The following is a 15,533-nucleotide window of genomic DNA, read 5'->3' as shown; positions in this document are numbered from 1 at the left end:
CACCCCCCTGTGGATAAGCTTACGAAACTGGCGCACATTCAAAGGACTGCTGCGGCTTAATGTCAAGCTGGACGAGGCGCGAACACCGACGCTTCCGTTCGCCGTCCCGCGCGTTAGAACGGTGACTAACCACAGGAGCCCGCCATGACCCAGCCGACGCCAGACGAAACCGACGCCGCCGTGGTCGACAACTCGATCTCCCACCCGCTGCAGATCGAGCCGACGATCGAGTTGGGCGAGGGTCTGGTCCACATCGCCTCGACCCCCGATGGCGTGGCCTTCGTGACCCTGAACCGCCCGGACAAGCGCAACGCCTTCAACGCCGTAATGATCAACGCCCTGCATGAGGCGTTCGAGACCCTGCACGGCGCCGACCACGTCCGGGTCGTCTTCATCCGCGGCGCGGGCGGGACCTTCTGCGCCGGGGCCGATCTGGAATGGATGCGCGACGCCGCCGAGTGGTCCGAGAGCGACAACCGCGACGACGCCATGGGTCTGGCGCGGATGCTGAAGGCCCTGCACGACGTCCCGGCCCTGACCGTCGCCCTCGTCGAGGGCGCGGCCATGGGCGGCGGGGCCGGCATCGTCGCCGCCTGCGACATGGCGGCGGCTGTAAAGGGCGCGAAGTTCGCCTTCTCCGAGGTCAAGCTGGGCCTGATCCCCGCAACCATCGCCCCCTATGTGGTCGAGGCCGTCGGCGCCCGCACCGCCCGCGCCCTGTTCATGACCGCTGACCTGTTCGACGCCGACGCCGCCCTGTCCTTCGGCCTGATCGGCCACGTGCTCGACGACGCCGCTGGCATAGACGGCTTCATCAGTCAGTTCGCAACCTCGATGAAAGCCTGCGCCCCCGGCGCTATCGGCGACGCCAAGCGCCTTGTCCACCACGTCTCGGGCCACAAGATCGACGGCGGCCTGATGGACGACACCGCCCGCCGCATCGCCCGCGCCCGCGTCTCGGACGAGGGTCAGGAGGGTGTCCGCGCCTTCCTTGCCAAACGGAAGCCGACCTGGGCGGTATAGCCCTCCCTTCTCCCTGTGCGGGAGACGGGCTATGCACCCCTCATGTTCAAATCCGTTCTGGTCGCCAACCGTGGCGAGATCGCCTGTCGCATTTTCCGCACCGCCAAGCGGATGGGCATCCGCACGATCGCCGTCTATTCCGAGGCCGACGCCGAGGCCCTGCATGTGCGCGAGGCCGATGACGCTGTCCTGATCGGCCCGGCGCCGGCCCGCGAGTCCTACCTCGTCGCAGACAAGGTCCTCGCCGCCGCGAAACAGACTGGCGCCGAGGCAATCCACCCCGGCTATGGCTTCCTGTCCGAGAACGCCGACTTCGCCGAGGCCGTCATGGCCGCCGGTCTCGTCTGGATCGGCCCGCCTCCCGCCGCCATCCGCGCCATGGGCCTGAAAGACGCAGCGAAAAAGCTGATGATCGAGGCCGGCGTGCCTGTCACCCCGGGCTATCAGGGCGAGGACCAGTCGGTCGAAACCCTGACCGCCGAGGCCGCCCGCATCGGCTACCCCGTCCTGATCAAGGCCGTCGCCGGCGGCGGCGGCAAGGGGATGAAGCTGGTCGAGCGCGCCGAGGACTTCGCGTCCGGCCTCGCCTCGGCCCAGCGCGAGGGCCAGTCCTCCTTTGGCGACCCGCGCGTCCTGATCGAGAGCTACATCACCCGCCCGCGCCATATCGAGGTGCAGGTTTTCGGCGACAGCCACGGCGAGGTCGTCCACCTCCATGAGCGGGACTGCTCCCTGCAGCGCCGCCACCAGAAGGTCATCGAGGAAGCCCCCGCCCCCGGCATGGACGCCGCCACGCGCAAGGCCGTCACCTCAGCCGCCGTCCGCGCCGCCCGCGCTGTCGATTATCAGGGCGCCGGCACCATCGAGTTCATCGCCGACGCGTCCGATGGCCTGAAGGCCGACCGCATCTGGTTCATGGAAATGAACACCCGCCTTCAGGTCGAACATCCGGTGACCGAAAGCATCACCGGCGTCGATCTGGTCGAGTGGCAATTCCGCGTCGCCGCCGGCGAGCCGATGCCGCTGAAGCAGGCCGACATCCCGATGAACGGCTGGGCCATGGAGGCCCGCCTCTATGCAGAGGATCCCGCGAACGGCTTCCTGCCCTCCATCGGCCCGCTGACCCATTTCGAACTGCCTGAGGACATTCGCGTCGACACCGGCGTCGAACAGGGCGGCGAGGTCAGCCAGTTCTACGATCCGATGATCGCCAAGCTGATCGTTCATGAAGACACGCGCGAAGCTGCCGCCGGCCATCTGGCCGAGGCCTGTCGCTCGGTCGAGGTCTGGCCCGTCCGCACCAACGCCGCCTTCCTCGCTCGCTGCCTCGACCATCCACGCTTCGTCGAGGGCGACGTCGACACGGCCTTCATCGCAGCGGAAGAGGCGACATTGCTGCCGGCCGCCGACCCGATCGTCGATATCGCCGCCCTCGGCCTGGCCGCGGAAGACGTCCTCTACGACCGCAACCATCCACGCTCGGGCGACCATCGCTCACCGTGGCAGGGCGCGCCGGGCGCCGGCTACGGCTTCCGCCTGAACGGCCCCGACCACGCGCAGCAGCGCGCCTTCGTCAACGGCCGGTCCGTCACAGGCGTCGTCAACGCCCACCTCGCCAGCGGCGGCTGGCGCATCGGCGAAGGCGACAGCGCCGCCATCGTCGATGTCGGCCCCGATGTCATCACTGTCGACGGCCGGCCCTTCGCCTGGGCCTATGGCGAAAACGACGACCAACTGCTGTTCGCGGACGGCGAGACCGTCTTGGTCAGCTGGAAGCCGCGCGGCGCGACCGGCGGCTCATCCGGCCCCGCCTCCGACGGCTCGCTGCGCGCACCCATGCCCGGCAAGATCGTCGCCACGCCCGCCAAGGCCGGCGACACGGTCACGAAGGGCCAGCCTGTCATCGTTCTCGAAGCCATGAAGATGGAACACGCCCTCACCGCCCCCTTCGACGGCGTCGTCGGCGAAATCGCCTTCGCGGTCGGCGATCAGGTCGGCGCAGACGCCGTGCTGGCGAAGGTGGAGGCGGTCTAGGCCAGCGCCGTCAGACTGGTCTCGAGCACATAGTCGATCAGCGTCGGCCAGCGGACGGCGTCTGTTTGATAGATCGTCAGATTTTCTTCCAGAGATCCCAGCAACCGCTTCATCCCCCCATCGGGGAATGCCGCCGAGATCCGGTAGTCCGCAGGGATCATGCCGCACGACTGCGGCAGCGCGACCTGCATGAGAAGGCACGCGATCTCTTCCAGATCGATAGAGCGTGGCTCCGCGAGCGCGCGAGCCCGAGACGCCAGTGGATGGGCTTCCCACTCGGTTCCCGTCGCGCCGCTCCAGATTAGATGGGTCGCCTCATGACCGAGAAACCAGCCGAGGTTCGGACGGCGCGACAGGCTGGAGTACACACCGGGAGGGTCGACGGTGCCGCTCCCCGACGCGTGGAATGGCATGGCGACCACAGGCAGCGCATCGACCTTCAACCCGGGCAGTCGATGCAGGGTGGCCAGTCTATCAAGAAGCCCATGCTGCTCGTTCTGGAGGCGCCACTCGCTGATCTGGGCCTGGGACAACGCCTGCACATTTTCGCGCCAGTAAGCCTCGAAGGCTTCGTAGAACGGTTTCCCAAGCCTGAGGTACTCAAACGAAGGCGCGAGCTCCGCCATGGCCGACGCGGCCTCGCCTGCTTCCAGTCCACGGCTGACATGTGCGCGGATGAGGGGCTCGACGTCATCGTAAGCCGTCAACTGCTGACGTGCGACGCGCTCCGGGATAGACGCCAGAATGCCTGGCTCGGGAGCCGCTGGAAAGCCATCCGGCCTGAAAACCGGAAGCGCCGGTTTGTCGGCACGCACCAACAGGACGTGCAGATAGTCGCCCAACGGGCTGCTCATGAACTCAAGCGTCGTCTTGCCCGGCGTCGCTGCCCACACGGGAGCGGGAAGGGTCAGCGCCGCGGCAGCGAGACCAAACGTACGACGAGACATGTCCATGAGATCGACCCCGGCTCAACAGCAAGCTTGGCCGTCGGCCTGCAAGGTCATCTGGACATGAACAAATTCATTGCGACTAATGCCGGATAGGGCGCGACGAGGCCGCCTAGTCCAGACCCAGACCGCCTAGCGGCCGCGTGATCACGCTGTCCTCCATGCCCGCCACCATGGGCCAGCCGCGGATGGTGAAGGCCTTGATCTCGGGCGCGGTCAGCGACGCCTTGTGCGCGGCCTCATCGACCCAGACCTCGGTCACCCACAGATCGGCGCTGGATTGCGGGTCCTCGGCCACCACATAGATGAGGCAGCCGGGTCGATGGGAAAGGCCGCCGATCAGGAGCTGCGCCAACACCTCGCGCTGGCCCGGTTTCGCGGTAACTCTGGTGATAAGCCCGTACACAGATTCGATCTCCGCCCGCCCCCGACCTACGCCGGAACCCGCCTCAAGTCTCCCAACCCCTGATTGAACCTTCGCCGTATATGCCCCTCCACATGATCAAGCTTTGCGTCGGCGTTTCCGAGGTCGAATGGCTGGAGAACCGGGCCTCGAACGGCAAGCCGCTGATCGTTCACACCCGCATGACGCCGAAGCGCGCGACAGAACTGGAAGATGGCGGATCGCTGTACTGGGTCATCAAGGGGACCGTCGCCTGTCGCCAGCCGATCCTGGACGTGAAGACGCTGGGCGAGGGCAAGGCCAGCCGCTGCGAGATCACGCTGGAGCCGTGCGTCATCCGCACCGCGCCGCTGGGCCGCCGTCCATTTCAGGGGTGGCGCTATCTGGAAGGCAAGGATGCGCCGGTCGATCTGTCCTCAGCGGAGGCCACCGACCTGCCGGACGATCTGGCTCGCGAACTGCGAGAGCTCGGCGCCTGGTGAGGCTACAGGCCGACACCGCCGAGAGGCTCTGTCTCCGTCTGGCCGTCGAAACCCGCGATAAGGGGTCGCCCCCGCGCGATAGCGGCCTGTACGGCCGGCAGCTGCAGCGAGGCGCGATGGCTGGCCTGACTGTCCCAGACTTCGGTGATCCACAGGGCGTCGGCATCCGCCGGATCGCGAGCGACGATGTAACTGAGGCAACCCGGCATTGCGCCCGTGCCCTCCAGCAGGATCGCGGCGAGAGCGTCGCACTGGCCCGGCTGCGCCTTCATCCGTCCGATCAGTCCGTACATCGCCTCTTCGCTCCCTTTCGCCGGCCGGATCGCGACCGTCAGGGCAAGGCCGAAGCCTGCGCCCATGACCTGTCTGCGGTTGCCTGTCATGCGCCTGAGGCTAGGACGGAACGATGCCGGCGGTCGAGCCTTCAAGCCGTTCGGATGACCCTCGCGCGAACTCACGGCAAGGCTTAAGCAGGTCGCATGGCCCCTGTCCGCTCCGACCGACTGGAAAACGCCCTGAACCGCATCTTCGACGGCGGGCGTAACGATCGCGCCAGCTGGTTCGCCCTGACCGGCGGCGAGACCCTGTTCACGGAGGGCGAGGAGGCGGACACCCTCTACCTGCTCCGCGCGGGCCGTCTGGGCGTGTTCCGACGCGAACAGAACGACCAGCCGCCCCAGTTCATCGGCGTCGTCAGGCCGGGAGAGCCTGTCGGCGAAATGGCCATGCTGGCCGGGGGCGCCCATACCGCTGATGTGGTCGCCTTGCGCGATTCCGAGGTGCTGGCCCTGCCCCGTGACGCCTTCTTCGACGCGGCCCGCACAGAGCCCGATCTGATGGTCGAACTGTCGCGCCTGATGATCCGGCGAGCGCGCGAGCGGCGCGACGGCGGCGGCGGCGATCCCAGCGTCTTCGGCTTCCTGTCAGCCCGTCCCCGCCCGATCCGCGCCTTCGTCGAACGCATCGCCCAAGCCATCGTCGCCGACGGCTTCACCTGCGAGGTCATCGACCATTCCGCCCTGGCCTCGGCCGCAGAGTGGTTCAGTCGGGTCGAGGACGCCCACGACTTCGTCCTCTATGTCGCCGAAGAGGACGAGCCGGCCTGGGCCAGCCTTTGCGCGCGTCAGGTCGACCGCCTGTTCGTGGTCGGAAGCGGCCTTATGGCCCCGCCTAACCGGCCGATGCCGCACAATCAGGTGCTGGACGCCCAGCGTCGCACTGACCTGATCCTTCTTCGCGATCCGCGCATGAAGCGGCCGATCAACACCAACATCTGGCTGGACACCATCCAGCCCGGACGTTGGTTCCATGCCATCGAGGGCGATCAGGCCGACGCCGAGCGGATGGCGCGAGTCGTAACGGGCAGCGCGGTCGGGGTCGTCATGTCCGGCGGCGGGGCGAGGGCTTACGCCCACATCGGCGCCCTCAGGGCTCTGCGCGAAGCCGGCGTGCCGATTGATTTCGTCGGCGGAGCCTCCATGGGCGCGGTGATCGCCGCTGGCCCGGCCCTGGGCTGGTCGCAGGAAGAGCTCGAGGCGCGGATCCGGAAATCCTTTGTCGACAGCGATCCGTTGTCCGACATCACCTTCCCGCTTCTGGCCATGACCCGGGCGCGCAAGGTGGGCCGCCTGCTTGAGGAGGCCTACGGCGACATCGATCTGGCCGATCTGGAGCGGCCGTTCTTCGCCGTCTCCACCAATCTGACGACGGGCAAGATCGAGGTGCATCGCCGCGGCCTGATGCGCCGGGCCATGCGGGCGTCGATCGCCATCCCCGGCGTCATGCCGCCGGTGGTCATCGACGGTCAGGTGCTGGTCGACGGCGCCGTGCTGAAGAACTTCCCCGCCGAGGTCATGCGTCAGATGAACGCCGGCCCGATCGTCGGCATCGACATGTCGGAAGCGCGCGGGGTCGATCCCGAGATGATCGAACACCCGCCGGGCCTGTGGCGACTGCTGGCGACCGGCGCGTGGCGTCGCGGGCCGCCGATCGTGTCGGTGTTGATGCGGGCCGCGACCCTGACGACCGATGCCGATCTGGAAACCTCCCGCGCTGCGACGGACCTGCTGGTTCAGCCCACGCCGGACGGCGTCGACATCCGCGACTGGAAGGCCTTCACCCCCGCGGTCGAGGCCGGCTATCGCGCGATGAAGGAGGCGCTCGCTGCCCTTGACGGCCCCGTCAGCGGCCTTCGCCGTCGAAGCGTCGCTGCGCTACCAGAAACAGACGGGGAAACGGAAGCAGGGTCGATCCGTCGGCGCGGACGGGGAAAGCCCGCCGCAGCCGCTCGCCCAGGGCGGAAAGGAAATCCGCCCGCATAGCCGGATCAGCGAGACGCGACAGGTACGGCCGCAACGCCGTTCCCTTCACCCACTCCAGCACCGGATCCTCGCCCCACAGGACGTGCTGATAGGTCGTCGCCCAGATATCGATCGCGTCGCAGACCGGGGCCAGCAGGTCGTAATAGGCTTCAGGCGAAAGCAGCGGCGAGACAGGGCGGGCGCCCGAAAGCAGGTTCGCCCACGGTCCGGTCTCCACCGTCCCGGCTATGGCCATGTGGTGCGCCGTGCCCTGTGCCACCGGCGCCTGGATCGCCAGCACCCCGCCCGGAGCCAGAGCCTTCGCCAGCTTTGGAATCAGGGTCTCATGATCTGGCAGCCATTGCAGCGCGGCGTTGGTGAAGATCAGATCGACCGGCGCCTCGGGCGTCCAGTCAGCGATGCCGCCATGCCGCCACTCCACGTCGACCGGCAAGGCTGTCGCCTGATCCAGCATTTCGGTGCTCAGGTCGAGACCTTGCACGCGAGCTTCGGGATGGCGTCGTTTCAGAAGAGCCGCGTGCTTGCCCGCGCCGCATCCTAGGTCCCAGATCTCCCGCGGGTCCATATCAGACGGCAGGCGCAGCAGCAGGTCCAGCGCGGGACGATCCCGTTCGGCCTCATAGCGTCGATACTGTTGGGGATCCCAGGTCGGAGACGCATCCGTCATGCGCATTTCGCCTCCGATCAGGCGGGGATGGTACAGCCTCTCAGGTTTGAACTGAGGACCTCCGGCTCCACAAACCGGCGCTCTAACCAACTGAGCTAAGGCTGCACATATCCGCGCGAGCGGCGTCTGTAGCTCCGGCCGTCCTCTCGATCAAGCGCCCTGCCCGCATAATTGGCTATCCGTGAAACAATGGGCTCGGCCGCCCAAACGAAAACGCCCCGACCTTTCGGTCGGGGCGCTCGTAGAGACTTTGGGTCCGGAACTACTCCGGCAGACGGAACCGGATATTGAACCGTGCCTGACCACCAGAAGCGACGCCATCGACGGTGCGCGGAGCAAACCGTGCGCGAGACATAGACCGGAGAGCCGCCTGGCCGAACCCGGCGCCGCTCGGATCCTCCGAGACAACGCTGCAGTTCGAGGCAGAACCGTTGGCGTTGACCGTGCAGAGCATCTGAACAGTGCCCGACTCGATACCTCGGCTTTGCGCCCGCTCCGGGAATTCCGGAGCCGGCTGGCGCTGCCACGTCACGTTGGTGATCGTGGCCGGCCGGGCCGGAGCCGGAGGGGCCGGCGGGGTGACCGGACCATCGACACGTCCTGGCGGGATGGTCGATTCGATACGGTCTTCCTTGGGCGTCGGCGGCACGGGAAGCGGCGGCACCGGGATCTGCGTCGGGATCGGGGCCGGGACACGGACCTGAAGCTTCGGCGGCGGCGGCGCAGCGTCCGGCGGCGGAGGCGGCGGAGGCGGAGGCGGCGGAGGCGGCGGGATCGGTTCGATCAGCTCGACGTCCACAGAATCATCCGAGTAGGTCACCTGCTTCATGGTGAACTGCTGGTTGATGATGTAGGCGATCAGCAGCGCGAACAGAACGACCACGACCAGCAAGCTGATCAGCACGATGTGGGTCGGAACCCCCATGAAGCCTTTCGGCTTCGGCGGGTCGTAGAGACTGCGGTGATATTCGACTTCGCTCATTCGCCGCTCCTACTTGTTCGACTGGTCTTCGCCGACCAGGGCGACGCTATAGAAGCCGCTGTCCTGGAGCGAATTCATGACCTGCATGAAATCGCCGTACCGGGTCGTCTGGTCGGCGCGGATGAAGATCCGCTCGTCAGACGGGGTCTTGTTTCCGATCAGGCTCAGCAGCTCGGATCCGACGCTGTCGATGTCGACCTCGCCATCACCGATATAGGTCCGGCCATTGTTCTGGATCGAAATGTAGAACGGCTTGGGCGGAGACGTTTGGGGAGGAACGGTCGCGGACGGCAGCTTGACCTCCACCGACACGGTGGCGAGCGGAGCCGCCACCATGAAGATGATGAGCAGGACAAGCATGATATCCACGAACGGCGTGACGTTAATCTCGCTGTTCTGCTGGATGGCATACTTGCCACCGCCGCCGCCTGAGAGTTTGGCGGCCATGCTGCTTACGCTCCCTTGTCGAGGTTACGCGACACGAAGTTCAGGAGCTCGGCGTTAAAGCCGTCCGAACGGGTGCCGTACGACGCGATACGGGTGTTGAAGTAGTTGTAGAAGATAACCGCCGGAATAGCGGCGAAGAGGCCGATACCGGTAGCCAGCAGGGCTTCGGCGATACCCGGGGCCACGACGGCCAGGTTGGTCGTGTTGGTGTTCGCGATGCCGATGAAGGACACCATGATGCCGTACACGGTGCCGAACAGACCGATGAACGGACCGGTCGAACCGACCGACGCCAGGAACTGCTGACCGCCCGACAGGCGCTTGGCCAGACCCGACTGAACCGCGTTCACAGCGGCTTGGGCGCGGGACAGAGCCGAGTCAGCGTGCTCGCCGGTGACCGAGAGGCCAGCCTGACGCGACAGTTCGACTTCGTCGGTCGCCGCGGCGGCCATGTCGGCCAGTGGGTTGCCTTCGAACTCTTCCGACATCGCGATCTTGCGGGCGTCGGCGATCGTACGGGCGCCGCGGAAGGACTCGAGGAAGGCGTCGCTCTTCTTGTTGAGGGCGCCGAACTCGAACAGTTTGATGAGCAGAAGGACCCACGAGAAGATCGAGGCCAGGATCAGGCCGATCATGACGACCTTAACGACGATGCCGGCGTCCATGAACATGGACGACAGGGTCAGCTTGCCGCTGTGGCCGCCTTCAGCCTCAGCGACGGTTTCGGGGGCCGGAGCAGCCGGGGTGGCCGCAACCGGAGCGGTCGAGGCCGCCGGGGCGGTCGAGGCGGCCGGAGCGGTCGTGGCCGGAGCCGCGGGATCCTGCGCGAGAGCGGGCGAACCGGCCATGAGCACGGCGGCGCCGGCCATAGCCAGGAGGATGTTGGTCTTCTTGATGGTGATCATAGTTCGCCAGTTCCCTGCATTGGTCTGACTCGTGGAACCCATGAGAGCCCCGCCAGGGACGGGACGCTCGATGAAAATCTCGGTCGCAGCGCTGGGAGTCGTCGACCCCCAATCTGCGGAACGCTCCCTGACGTTTCCAGTTGCCGAAGGCCGCTGGAATGGTGCGATTGCGCTCGGGAAACCGGTTCCCGTGCCCTTTCGACACGCTCGTCAGGAAAAGCGGTCAAGCTCCTTTGGCGAACGGTTACCAGAGCGTCAAGTGCGGAGGTCCGCTTTCTCCCATGTCGGGGGAACATCGACCCTCAGGGCCAGTGTTTCAGGTCGAAAGCGACAATTTCATGATGGCCCGCACCCCATTTTTGCAATGGAATAACGGGCAATGGTGCCTGGGGGCGGATTCGAACCACCGACACGCGGATTTTCAATCCGCTGCTCTACCAACTGAGCTACCCAGGCGCGCGTTTGCTCGCGGGAGCGGCGTCTATAGGCGAGCGTCTGCGGCGAGGCAAGCGCAGGTTTTCAGTCTTTATCGCCATCCTCGAACGAGGCTTCGTCGATGCTGTCAGGGATGGCGTAGCCGCCCGTGAACCACCGTTGAAGATCGACATCGGCGCATCGTTTCGAACAGAACGGCCGGTATTTGGGATCCGTCGCCGGACGTTTGCAGATGGGACAGTCAGCCATGCTGTTTCAGCCTGAATTGATACGCAGTTCGCATAGGCCCAGCTTCGGGTCAGCCAGAAGGCGCGCCCGGGGCCCCAGCCGCGCCACCAGCGGCTCGGCCAAGGCGGCGATCGCAGGGCTGCAGCACACCGTCAGATAGGGACTGGCCCGATCCTCCGCCATCGCCAGACGCAGACGACGGGTCGCATCGATCGCGACGGCTTCGGTCGTCCGGCGACCTTCACTGTCCAGCATCCGGGATTCGAAAGGCATGGTTCGCCACGGCAGGGACAGCATCAGCACGCCGAACCGGTTGACCGGCCCCGCCACTGCGCCCGGCGTCGAAAACGCGTCCCGGGTCATCGCAGCCAGCGCCGCCCCGTCATGGCCGACCCCCACCAGATCAACAGCCGCCAGCCCGCCCCATCCCTTCAGACCGATCAGGCGGGCGGCCTGTATAAGCCCCTCGCGATTGGCGGACGCCTTGTCGCGCCGGCCATCCCGGCCCGGCGTGGGCGCATGGTCGATGTCGACGGCCACCAGCGCCCGCGTCCGCTCAACGGACAGATCAATGCCCGCACTTCGGAAACTGTGATGCGAAGCCAGCGCCTCTTCCTCGGCTTCCAGACCGGCGAGTATCGCGTCGGCGCCCGTCACCGGCGTGACGCCCGGCGCCAGTTCGGCCATGCGCTCTTCGACGCCCGGCCCTGCGGCGATCAGGCCCGGCTGACCCGCAGCTTCCGCCACGCGCCGCAGCGCAGGCCCCTTCCCGTCGCGGGGTTCGGCGATCACCTCAACCTCGACCTTGTGGCCCTCTATCAGGCGATCGCTCTTCTTCAGCGGCAGAAAGCCGAAAGGCTCCCCGACGCCCAGGTCCACAAACGCTGCGGCCAAGGTCGGTTCGACGCGCACGACCCGGCCGACGGACCGCGCACCCAGCCGAAACGCCGGGACATCGCTCTCTCTATGTATCAGCAGATGTGCGGGCCGCCCGTTCCGTCTGACAATCCCGCGGACCTCGCCGGGGGTGTCGTCCAGAAAGACCTCGACGGTCACGGCCGCCAGCCCGCCCCGGCCAACAGGTTCAGCGTCTCGGGGAGCGGCAGGCCCATGACGGCCGGGTAGCTGCCCACGAGTCGCGCGACGAAGGCGCCCGCGCGACCCTGAATGCCATACCCGCCAGCCTTGCCGCGCCATTCTCCCGAGGCGACGTATGCGGCGATCTCGGAGGGAGAGAGAACCTTGAAGGTCACCCGCGTCTCGACGACCCGATGCCGAACCGCACCGCCCTGCGCAACGGCCACGCCGGTATAGACGCGGTGTCCCCTGCCCGAGAGCAGTTCCAGGAAGCGGATCGCTTCCGCCTCGTCGGCGGCTTTCTCAAGGAAGCGACGCCCGACCGACACCACAGTGTCTGCGGCAAGCACAACCGCGTCAGGCGCACGCGCGGCTGTCGCCTGCGCCTTGCCGATCGCCAGACGGGCGGCCAGCCGGGCGGGCGTCTCGCCCTTCAGCGGCGTTTCATCGATATCAGCGGGGTCCACGCGATCGGGCGTGATCCCGATCAGCCCCAGCAGCTCCACGCGACGAGGGCTGGCGGACGCCAGCACCAGTTCGGGCCGCGTAGCCACCGGTCTTATTTGAAGCGGTAGGTGATGCGGCCCTTGGTCAGGTCATAGGGCGTCATCTCGACCAGCACCTTGTCCCCGGCCAGCACGCGGATGCGGTTCTTGCGCATCTTGCCGGCGGTGTGGGCGATGATCTCGTGGTCGTTCTCAAGCGTCACGCGGAACGTGGCGTTCGGCAGCAGTTCGCTGACGGTGCCGGGAAACTCGAGCAGTTCTTCCTTAGCCATGCGGCCTCTCACGCCCCGTGAATGCGAATCGGACGCGCGCCGGGCGGAAGCGCGCGTGAAGGTGCGGCGCTATGCACCAAAATGCTTCGATAGTCGAGTTCAGCGGCGATAGAGCGCCGTCACCAGCGTGAACAGACGTCGCGCGGTCTCATGGTCCAGCGTCACCTTGCCGTTCAGACGCGATCGAAGCAGGTCCGCGCCATCGTTGTGCAAACCACGCCGCCCCATATCGACCGCCTCGATCTTCGACGCAGACGTGCCACGCAGGGCTTCGTAGTAGCTGTCGCAGATCTCGATGTAGTCGCGGATCACCTTGTTCAGCGACGACATCGACAGACCGTGCGTGCGGGCGAAGTCCGGTCCGGTGATGTCCAGCACCAGCCGTCCATCCTGAGACGACATCTTCAGCGCGTAAGGCCCGCGCTCCGCGCCTTCAGGCTCGAAGGTGTTGCTGCCGATCAGGTCGGCCATGGCGCGCTGTCGGTCGCTCTCGATCTCGACGTTCGGCGCGGGCAGGCTGGAATCGAGCTCGACCGAGCTAAGGCGGTGATCGCTCACGCGCCCTCGCCTTCCCCGCCCAGATGGGTCGGCGCAATCCGGGCCGGCCAGCGTTCCGACAGGTCGGTCAGCACGGCGTCGAGACATTCCACGTCGATCCGCAGGTCTCCGCCGCCGGCGAACATCATGATCACCCGTCCGCCGGGCGCCTCGTCCGGCATGAAGTCCATGGCCAGCAATTCCAGCGCCGCCTCGGGTCCACGCGGCAGGCGGCGGCTCTTCACCGCCAGCACGTCGCCGAACTGCATCGCCGCCATCACCCGCGTCCCGCCGCACTCCCAGCAGAACCGGCTCAGCGCCAGCGTGACCCGACGCGCGGCCGGCTCCCAGACGATGTCCACCGGACGCAGGATCGCATCCTGAAGCGCGGCCGAGATGATCTGCAGGTCGTCCGCATCCTCCGCCAGCAGGCGCAGCGGCTCGACCGGCGTCTTCACCGGGGTCTCGTCCTGGGTCTCGATGACCGCGTCAGTGCTCATCCGCCTCGCCTGTGATGCGTCGGATCCGGGCCCCGCAGGCGCCCAGCTTTTCTTCCAAACGCTCGAAACCGCGATCCAGATGATAGACGCGACCGACTGTCGTCTCGCCCTCCGCTACAAGACCGGCGATCACGAGGCTGACCGAGGCGCGAAGGTCGGTCGCCATGACCGGCGCGCCGTGCAGGGCAGGAACGCCCTTCACCACAGCCTCGCCAGCCCCGACGTGAATATCAGCGCCCAGCCGGGCCAGTTCCGGTGCGTGCATAAAGCGGTTCTCGAAGATGTTCTCGCGGATGACGCTCTCGCCTTCGGCCGTCGTCATCAGGGTCATGAACTGGGCCTGCAGGTCCGTGGCGAAGCCCGGGTAGACCTCGGTCGTGACATTCACCGCCTTCAGTCGCTGGCCCGGATCGCGACGCACGACGACGCCGTCGCCGGTCGGCGAGATATCGACCCCGGCCTCCACCATCTTTTCGGTCAAGGCGGTCATCAGGTCGGCCCGCGTCTTCGTCAGCCGCACCTCACCGCCCGCCATGGCGGCGGCGACGGCGAACGAGCCCATTTCGATCCGGTCGGGAATGACCGACCAGTCGGTTCCGTTCAGCGAGGATACGCCGGAGATGGTCAGGACGTCGGTGTCGATTCCGTCGATCTTCGCGCCCATGGCGGTCAGGCACCGGGCCAGATCGCCGATCTCCGGCTCCATGGCGGCGCGACGCAGCACCGTTGTCCCCTCGGCCAGTACAGCCGCCAGCATGGCGTGCTCGGTCGCACCGACAGATACGAACGGGAATTCGATTTCCGCGCCCCGCAGCCCCTTGGGCGCCGTGGCCGAAACATAGCCTTCTTCCAGCTCGATCGCCGCGCCCAGTCGGCTCAGCGCGTCGAGGTGAAGGTCGACCGGCCGCGCCCCGATGGTGCACCCGCCCGGCAGGGACACTTTGGCATGGCCGGTCCGGGCCAGCAGGGGACCGAGCACGTTGAAGCTCGCACGCATCTGGCGAACCAGATCGTAGGGGGCGAAGGTCGAGGTGATCTCGGCCGCGTGGAACAACGTCTCCTGCTCGCCTCCGTGGCCGTTCTCGGTGACCTCGACACCCAGCGCGCGCAGCAGCTTGCCCAGAAACTTGGTGTCAGCCAGCCGGGGCATGTTGGTCAGGCGCAGCGGCTGGTCGGTCAGTATGGACGCGGCCATCAGCTTCAGAGCCGAATTCTTGGCCCCGCTGATCGGAATCGAACCGTTGAGGGGCGAGCCCCCGATGATGGCGATGCTGTCCATGTCGTCTCGTCAGGCGCCGGCGGGGCGCCGGAGGATCGGCTATCTAGCGCGGACGCCCCGTCGAGCGGAAGGGCGGTCCGGGGAAGACCGATGACTTTCAGTTGCTCGGTTTTGCGGGCCGGGCGGGCGGCGCAAGCTTTCGCCGTCGCAGGTTGTCGCGCAGCGCTGATGCAAGGCGACGGGCCCGCTCGGTCTTCGCGACGTCCTGGGGCGACGGCGCGGGCTTCGGGGTCTGGGGGTGCGGCGGGGCGGTGTCCGACTCGTCCATGGGTCGATGATGACCCCCGCGCAAACTTTTCCGCAAGCGCCCGATTTCGGGTCTTCCCCCTTTGACTCGGTTTGGCTATACGGCCGCTTCCTCAGTTTCCGCCGCCGTAGCTCAGTGGTAGAGCGCATCCTTGGTAAGGCTGAGGTCGTGGGTTCGATTCCCCCCGGCGGCACCACCACAATCGAAAGGCCCGGTCGATCGACCGGGCCTTTTGTTTTCC

Annotated in this window: 17 protein-coding genes, 3 tRNA genes and 1 pseudogene; 5 read left to right on the top strand and 16 right to left on the bottom strand. The window is 66.7% G+C overall.

The window, feature by feature from the left end; genetic code table 11:
- Positions 1 to 144 precede the first annotated feature (144 nt).
- Both ACIQC9_RS03325 and ACIQC9_RS03320 read left to right on the top strand, forming a co-directional pair.
- Positions 145 to 1,023 carry an enoyl-CoA hydratase-related protein gene (locus tag ACIQC9_RS03325; RefSeq protein WP_400612359.1) on the top strand — a complete coding sequence of 293 codons (879 nt, stop codon included), beginning with the start codon at positions 145 to 147 and terminating at the stop codon, positions 1,021 to 1,023.
- 42 nt (positions 1,024 to 1,065) lie between these two features.
- The gene (locus tag ACIQC9_RS03320) at positions 1,066 to 3,057 is read left to right on the top strand and encodes an acetyl/propionyl/methylcrotonyl-CoA carboxylase subunit alpha (RefSeq protein ID WP_400612357.1); all 1,992 of its coding nucleotides are present in this window, start codon (positions 1,066 to 1,068) and stop codon (positions 3,055 to 3,057) included.
- Here ACIQC9_RS03320 and ACIQC9_RS03315 read toward each other — a convergent pair.
- Together ACIQC9_RS03315 and ACIQC9_RS03310 are read right to left on the bottom strand one after the other, a co-directional pair.
- The gene (locus tag ACIQC9_RS03315; RefSeq protein WP_400612355.1) at positions 3,054 to 4,010 is read right to left on the bottom strand and encodes a hypothetical protein; all 957 of its coding nucleotides are present in this window, start codon (positions 4,008 to 4,010) and stop codon (positions 3,054 to 3,056) included. The two genes, ACIQC9_RS03320 and ACIQC9_RS03315, sit on opposite strands and share 4 nt — an antisense overlap.
- Before the next feature lie 106 nt (positions 4,011 to 4,116).
- Positions 4,117 to 4,410, bottom strand: coding sequence for a putative quinol monooxygenase (locus tag ACIQC9_RS03310; RefSeq protein WP_400612353.1), 294 nt, complete (start codon positions 4,408 to 4,410; stop codon positions 4,117 to 4,119).
- Positions 4,411 to 4,490: 80 nt separating this feature from the next.
- On the opposite strand from ACIQC9_RS03310, the gene ACIQC9_RS03305 reads away from it, so the two are divergent.
- A complete protein-coding gene (locus tag ACIQC9_RS03305) occupies positions 4,491 to 4,889 on the top strand; it encodes a DUF1489 family protein (protein ID WP_400612351.1) in 399 nt (132 codons plus the stop codon).
- 2 nt (positions 4,890 to 4,891) lie between these two features.
- Here ACIQC9_RS03305 and ACIQC9_RS03300 read toward each other — a convergent pair whose 3' ends face one another.
- Positions 4,892 to 5,272 (bottom strand): putative quinol monooxygenase, encoded by a 381-nt coding sequence (locus ACIQC9_RS03300; RefSeq protein WP_400612349.1) that lies wholly within the window; start codon positions 5,270 to 5,272, stop codon positions 4,892 to 4,894.
- Between the two features lie 96 nt (positions 5,273 to 5,368).
- Here ACIQC9_RS03300 and ACIQC9_RS03295 point away from each other — a divergent pair, with 96 nt between their 5' ends.
- Positions 5,369 to 7,210, top strand: coding sequence for a patatin-like phospholipase family protein (locus ACIQC9_RS03295; RefSeq protein WP_400612347.1), 1,842 nt, complete (start codon positions 5,369 to 5,371; stop codon positions 7,208 to 7,210).
- A gap of 259 nt (positions 7,211 to 7,469) precedes the next feature.
- On the opposite strand, the pseudogene ACIQC9_RS03290 reads toward ACIQC9_RS03295, so the two are convergent.
- The 13 genes and pseudogenes from ACIQC9_RS03290 to murA all read right to left on the bottom strand — a co-directional run.
- Positions 7,470 to 7,877, bottom strand: a pseudogene (locus ACIQC9_RS03290) (methyltransferase domain-containing protein); the annotation flags it as partial.
- A 28-nt stretch (positions 7,878 to 7,905) separates the two neighbouring features.
- Positions 7,906 to 7,982, bottom strand: a tRNA-His gene (locus tag ACIQC9_RS03285).
- Positions 7,983 to 8,139: 157 nt separating this feature from the next.
- Complete coding sequence (locus ACIQC9_RS03280) at positions 8,140 to 8,859, bottom strand: energy transducer TonB (protein ID WP_400612345.1); 720 nt, start codon at positions 8,857 to 8,859, stop codon at positions 8,140 to 8,142.
- Positions 8,860 to 8,868: 9 nt separating this feature from the next.
- Positions 8,869 to 9,306 carry a biopolymer transporter ExbD gene (locus tag ACIQC9_RS03275; protein WP_400612343.1) on the bottom strand — a complete coding sequence of 146 codons (438 nt, stop codon included), beginning with the start codon at positions 9,304 to 9,306 and terminating at the stop codon, positions 8,869 to 8,871.
- A 5-nt stretch (positions 9,307 to 9,311) separates the two neighbouring features.
- Entirely contained in the window at positions 9,312 to 10,211 is a 900-nt protein-coding gene (locus ACIQC9_RS03270; protein ID WP_400612340.1) for a MotA/TolQ/ExbB proton channel family protein, read from the bottom strand.
- Between the two features lie 380 nt (positions 10,212 to 10,591).
- Positions 10,592 to 10,667 (bottom strand) — tRNA-Phe (locus ACIQC9_RS03265).
- Between the two features lie 63 nt (positions 10,668 to 10,730).
- Complete coding sequence (locus tag ACIQC9_RS03260; RefSeq protein ID WP_400612338.1) at positions 10,731 to 10,895, bottom strand: DNA gyrase inhibitor YacG; 165 nt, start codon at positions 10,893 to 10,895, stop codon at positions 10,731 to 10,733.
- A gap of 6 nt (positions 10,896 to 10,901) precedes the next feature.
- Positions 10,902 to 11,930: an RNA-binding protein gene (locus tag ACIQC9_RS03255; protein ID WP_400612335.1), complete on the bottom strand. Its 1,029-nt coding sequence runs from the start codon at positions 11,928 to 11,930 to the stop codon at positions 10,902 to 10,904.
- Positions 11,927 to 12,505 (bottom strand): Maf family protein, encoded by a 579-nt coding sequence (locus tag ACIQC9_RS03250; protein WP_400612333.1) that lies wholly within the window; start codon positions 12,503 to 12,505, stop codon positions 11,927 to 11,929. The genes ACIQC9_RS03255 and ACIQC9_RS03250 overlap by 4 nt, the downstream gene beginning before the upstream one ends.
- Before the next feature lie 5 nt (positions 12,506 to 12,510).
- Entirely contained in the window at positions 12,511 to 12,729 is a 219-nt protein-coding gene (gene infA, locus ACIQC9_RS03245; RefSeq protein WP_008261544.1) for a translation initiation factor IF-1, read from the bottom strand.
- 99 nt (positions 12,730 to 12,828) lie between these two features.
- Positions 12,829 to 13,287, bottom strand: coding sequence for a UPF0262 family protein (locus ACIQC9_RS03240; protein WP_400612331.1), 459 nt, complete (start codon positions 13,285 to 13,287; stop codon positions 12,829 to 12,831).
- A complete protein-coding gene (locus ACIQC9_RS03235; RefSeq protein ID WP_400612329.1) occupies positions 13,284 to 13,766 on the bottom strand; it encodes a DUF2948 family protein in 483 nt (160 codons plus the stop codon). Before ACIQC9_RS03235 ends, ACIQC9_RS03240 begins: the two co-directional genes overlap by 4 nt.
- The gene (gene murA / locus ACIQC9_RS03230) at positions 13,756 to 15,045 is read right to left on the bottom strand and encodes a UDP-N-acetylglucosamine 1-carboxyvinyltransferase (protein WP_400612328.1); all 1,290 of its coding nucleotides are present in this window, start codon (positions 15,043 to 15,045) and stop codon (positions 13,756 to 13,758) included. The genes ACIQC9_RS03235 and murA overlap by 11 nt, the downstream gene beginning before the upstream one ends.
- Positions 15,046 to 15,413: 368 nt before the next feature.
- On the opposite strand from murA, the gene ACIQC9_RS03225 reads away from it, so the two are divergent.
- Positions 15,414 to 15,488: transfer RNA gene (locus tag ACIQC9_RS03225), tRNA-Thr, on the top strand.
- Positions 15,489 to 15,533: the final 45 nt, after the last annotated feature.

Origin of the sequence: Brevundimonas sp. NPDC092305 (assembly GCF_044755415.1) — a bacterium.
GTDB lineage: Bacteria > Pseudomonadota > Alphaproteobacteria > Caulobacterales > Caulobacteraceae > Brevundimonas.
Note: the sequence above shows the minus strand (reverse complement) of the source record. Positions and strands in the feature narration are given on the sequence as shown.

What these genes read in the sequence shown, in the direction of transcription:
- ACIQC9_RS03295 (WP_400612347.1), top strand. Translation starts at nt 5,369, where the DNA reads ATGGCCCCTGTCCGCTCCGACCGACTGGAAAACGCCCTGAACCGCATC.
- murA (WP_400612328.1), bottom strand. Translation starts at nt 15,045, where the DNA reads ATGGACAGCATCGCCATCATCGGGGGCTCGCCCCTCAACGGTTCGATT.
- ACIQC9_RS03300 (WP_400612349.1), bottom strand. Translation starts at nt 5,272, where the DNA reads ATGACAGGCAACCGCAGACAGGTCATGGGCGCAGGCTTCGGCCTTGCC.
- ACIQC9_RS03235 (WP_400612329.1), bottom strand. Translation starts at nt 13,766, where the DNA reads ATGAGCACTGACGCGGTCATCGAGACCCAGGACGAGACCCCGGTGAAG.
- ACIQC9_RS03280 (WP_400612345.1), bottom strand. Translation starts at nt 8,859, where the DNA reads ATGAGCGAAGTCGAATATCACCGCAGTCTCTACGACCCGCCGAAGCCG.
- ACIQC9_RS03325 (WP_400612359.1), top strand. Translation starts at nt 145, where the DNA reads ATGACCCAGCCGACGCCAGACGAAACCGACGCCGCCGTGGTCGACAAC.
- ACIQC9_RS03270 (WP_400612340.1), bottom strand. Translation starts at nt 10,211, where the DNA reads ATGATCACCATCAAGAAGACCAACATCCTCCTGGCTATGGCCGGCGCC.
- ACIQC9_RS03320 (WP_400612357.1), top strand. Translation starts at nt 1,066, where the DNA reads ATGTTCAAATCCGTTCTGGTCGCCAACCGTGGCGAGATCGCCTGTCGC.
- ACIQC9_RS03260 (WP_400612338.1), bottom strand. Translation starts at nt 10,895, where the DNA reads ATGGCTGACTGTCCCATCTGCAAACGTCCGGCGACGGATCCCAAATAC.
- ACIQC9_RS03305 (WP_400612351.1), top strand. Translation starts at nt 4,491, where the DNA reads ATGCCCCTCCACATGATCAAGCTTTGCGTCGGCGTTTCCGAGGTCGAA.
- infA (WP_008261544.1), bottom strand. Translation starts at nt 12,729, where the DNA reads ATGGCTAAGGAAGAACTGCTCGAGTTTCCCGGCACCGTCAGCGAACTG.
- ACIQC9_RS03315 (WP_400612355.1), bottom strand. Translation starts at nt 4,010, where the DNA reads ATGGACATGTCTCGTCGTACGTTTGGTCTCGCTGCCGCGGCGCTGACC.
- ACIQC9_RS03275 (WP_400612343.1), bottom strand. Translation starts at nt 9,306, where the DNA reads ATGGCCGCCAAACTCTCAGGCGGCGGCGGTGGCAAGTATGCCATCCAG.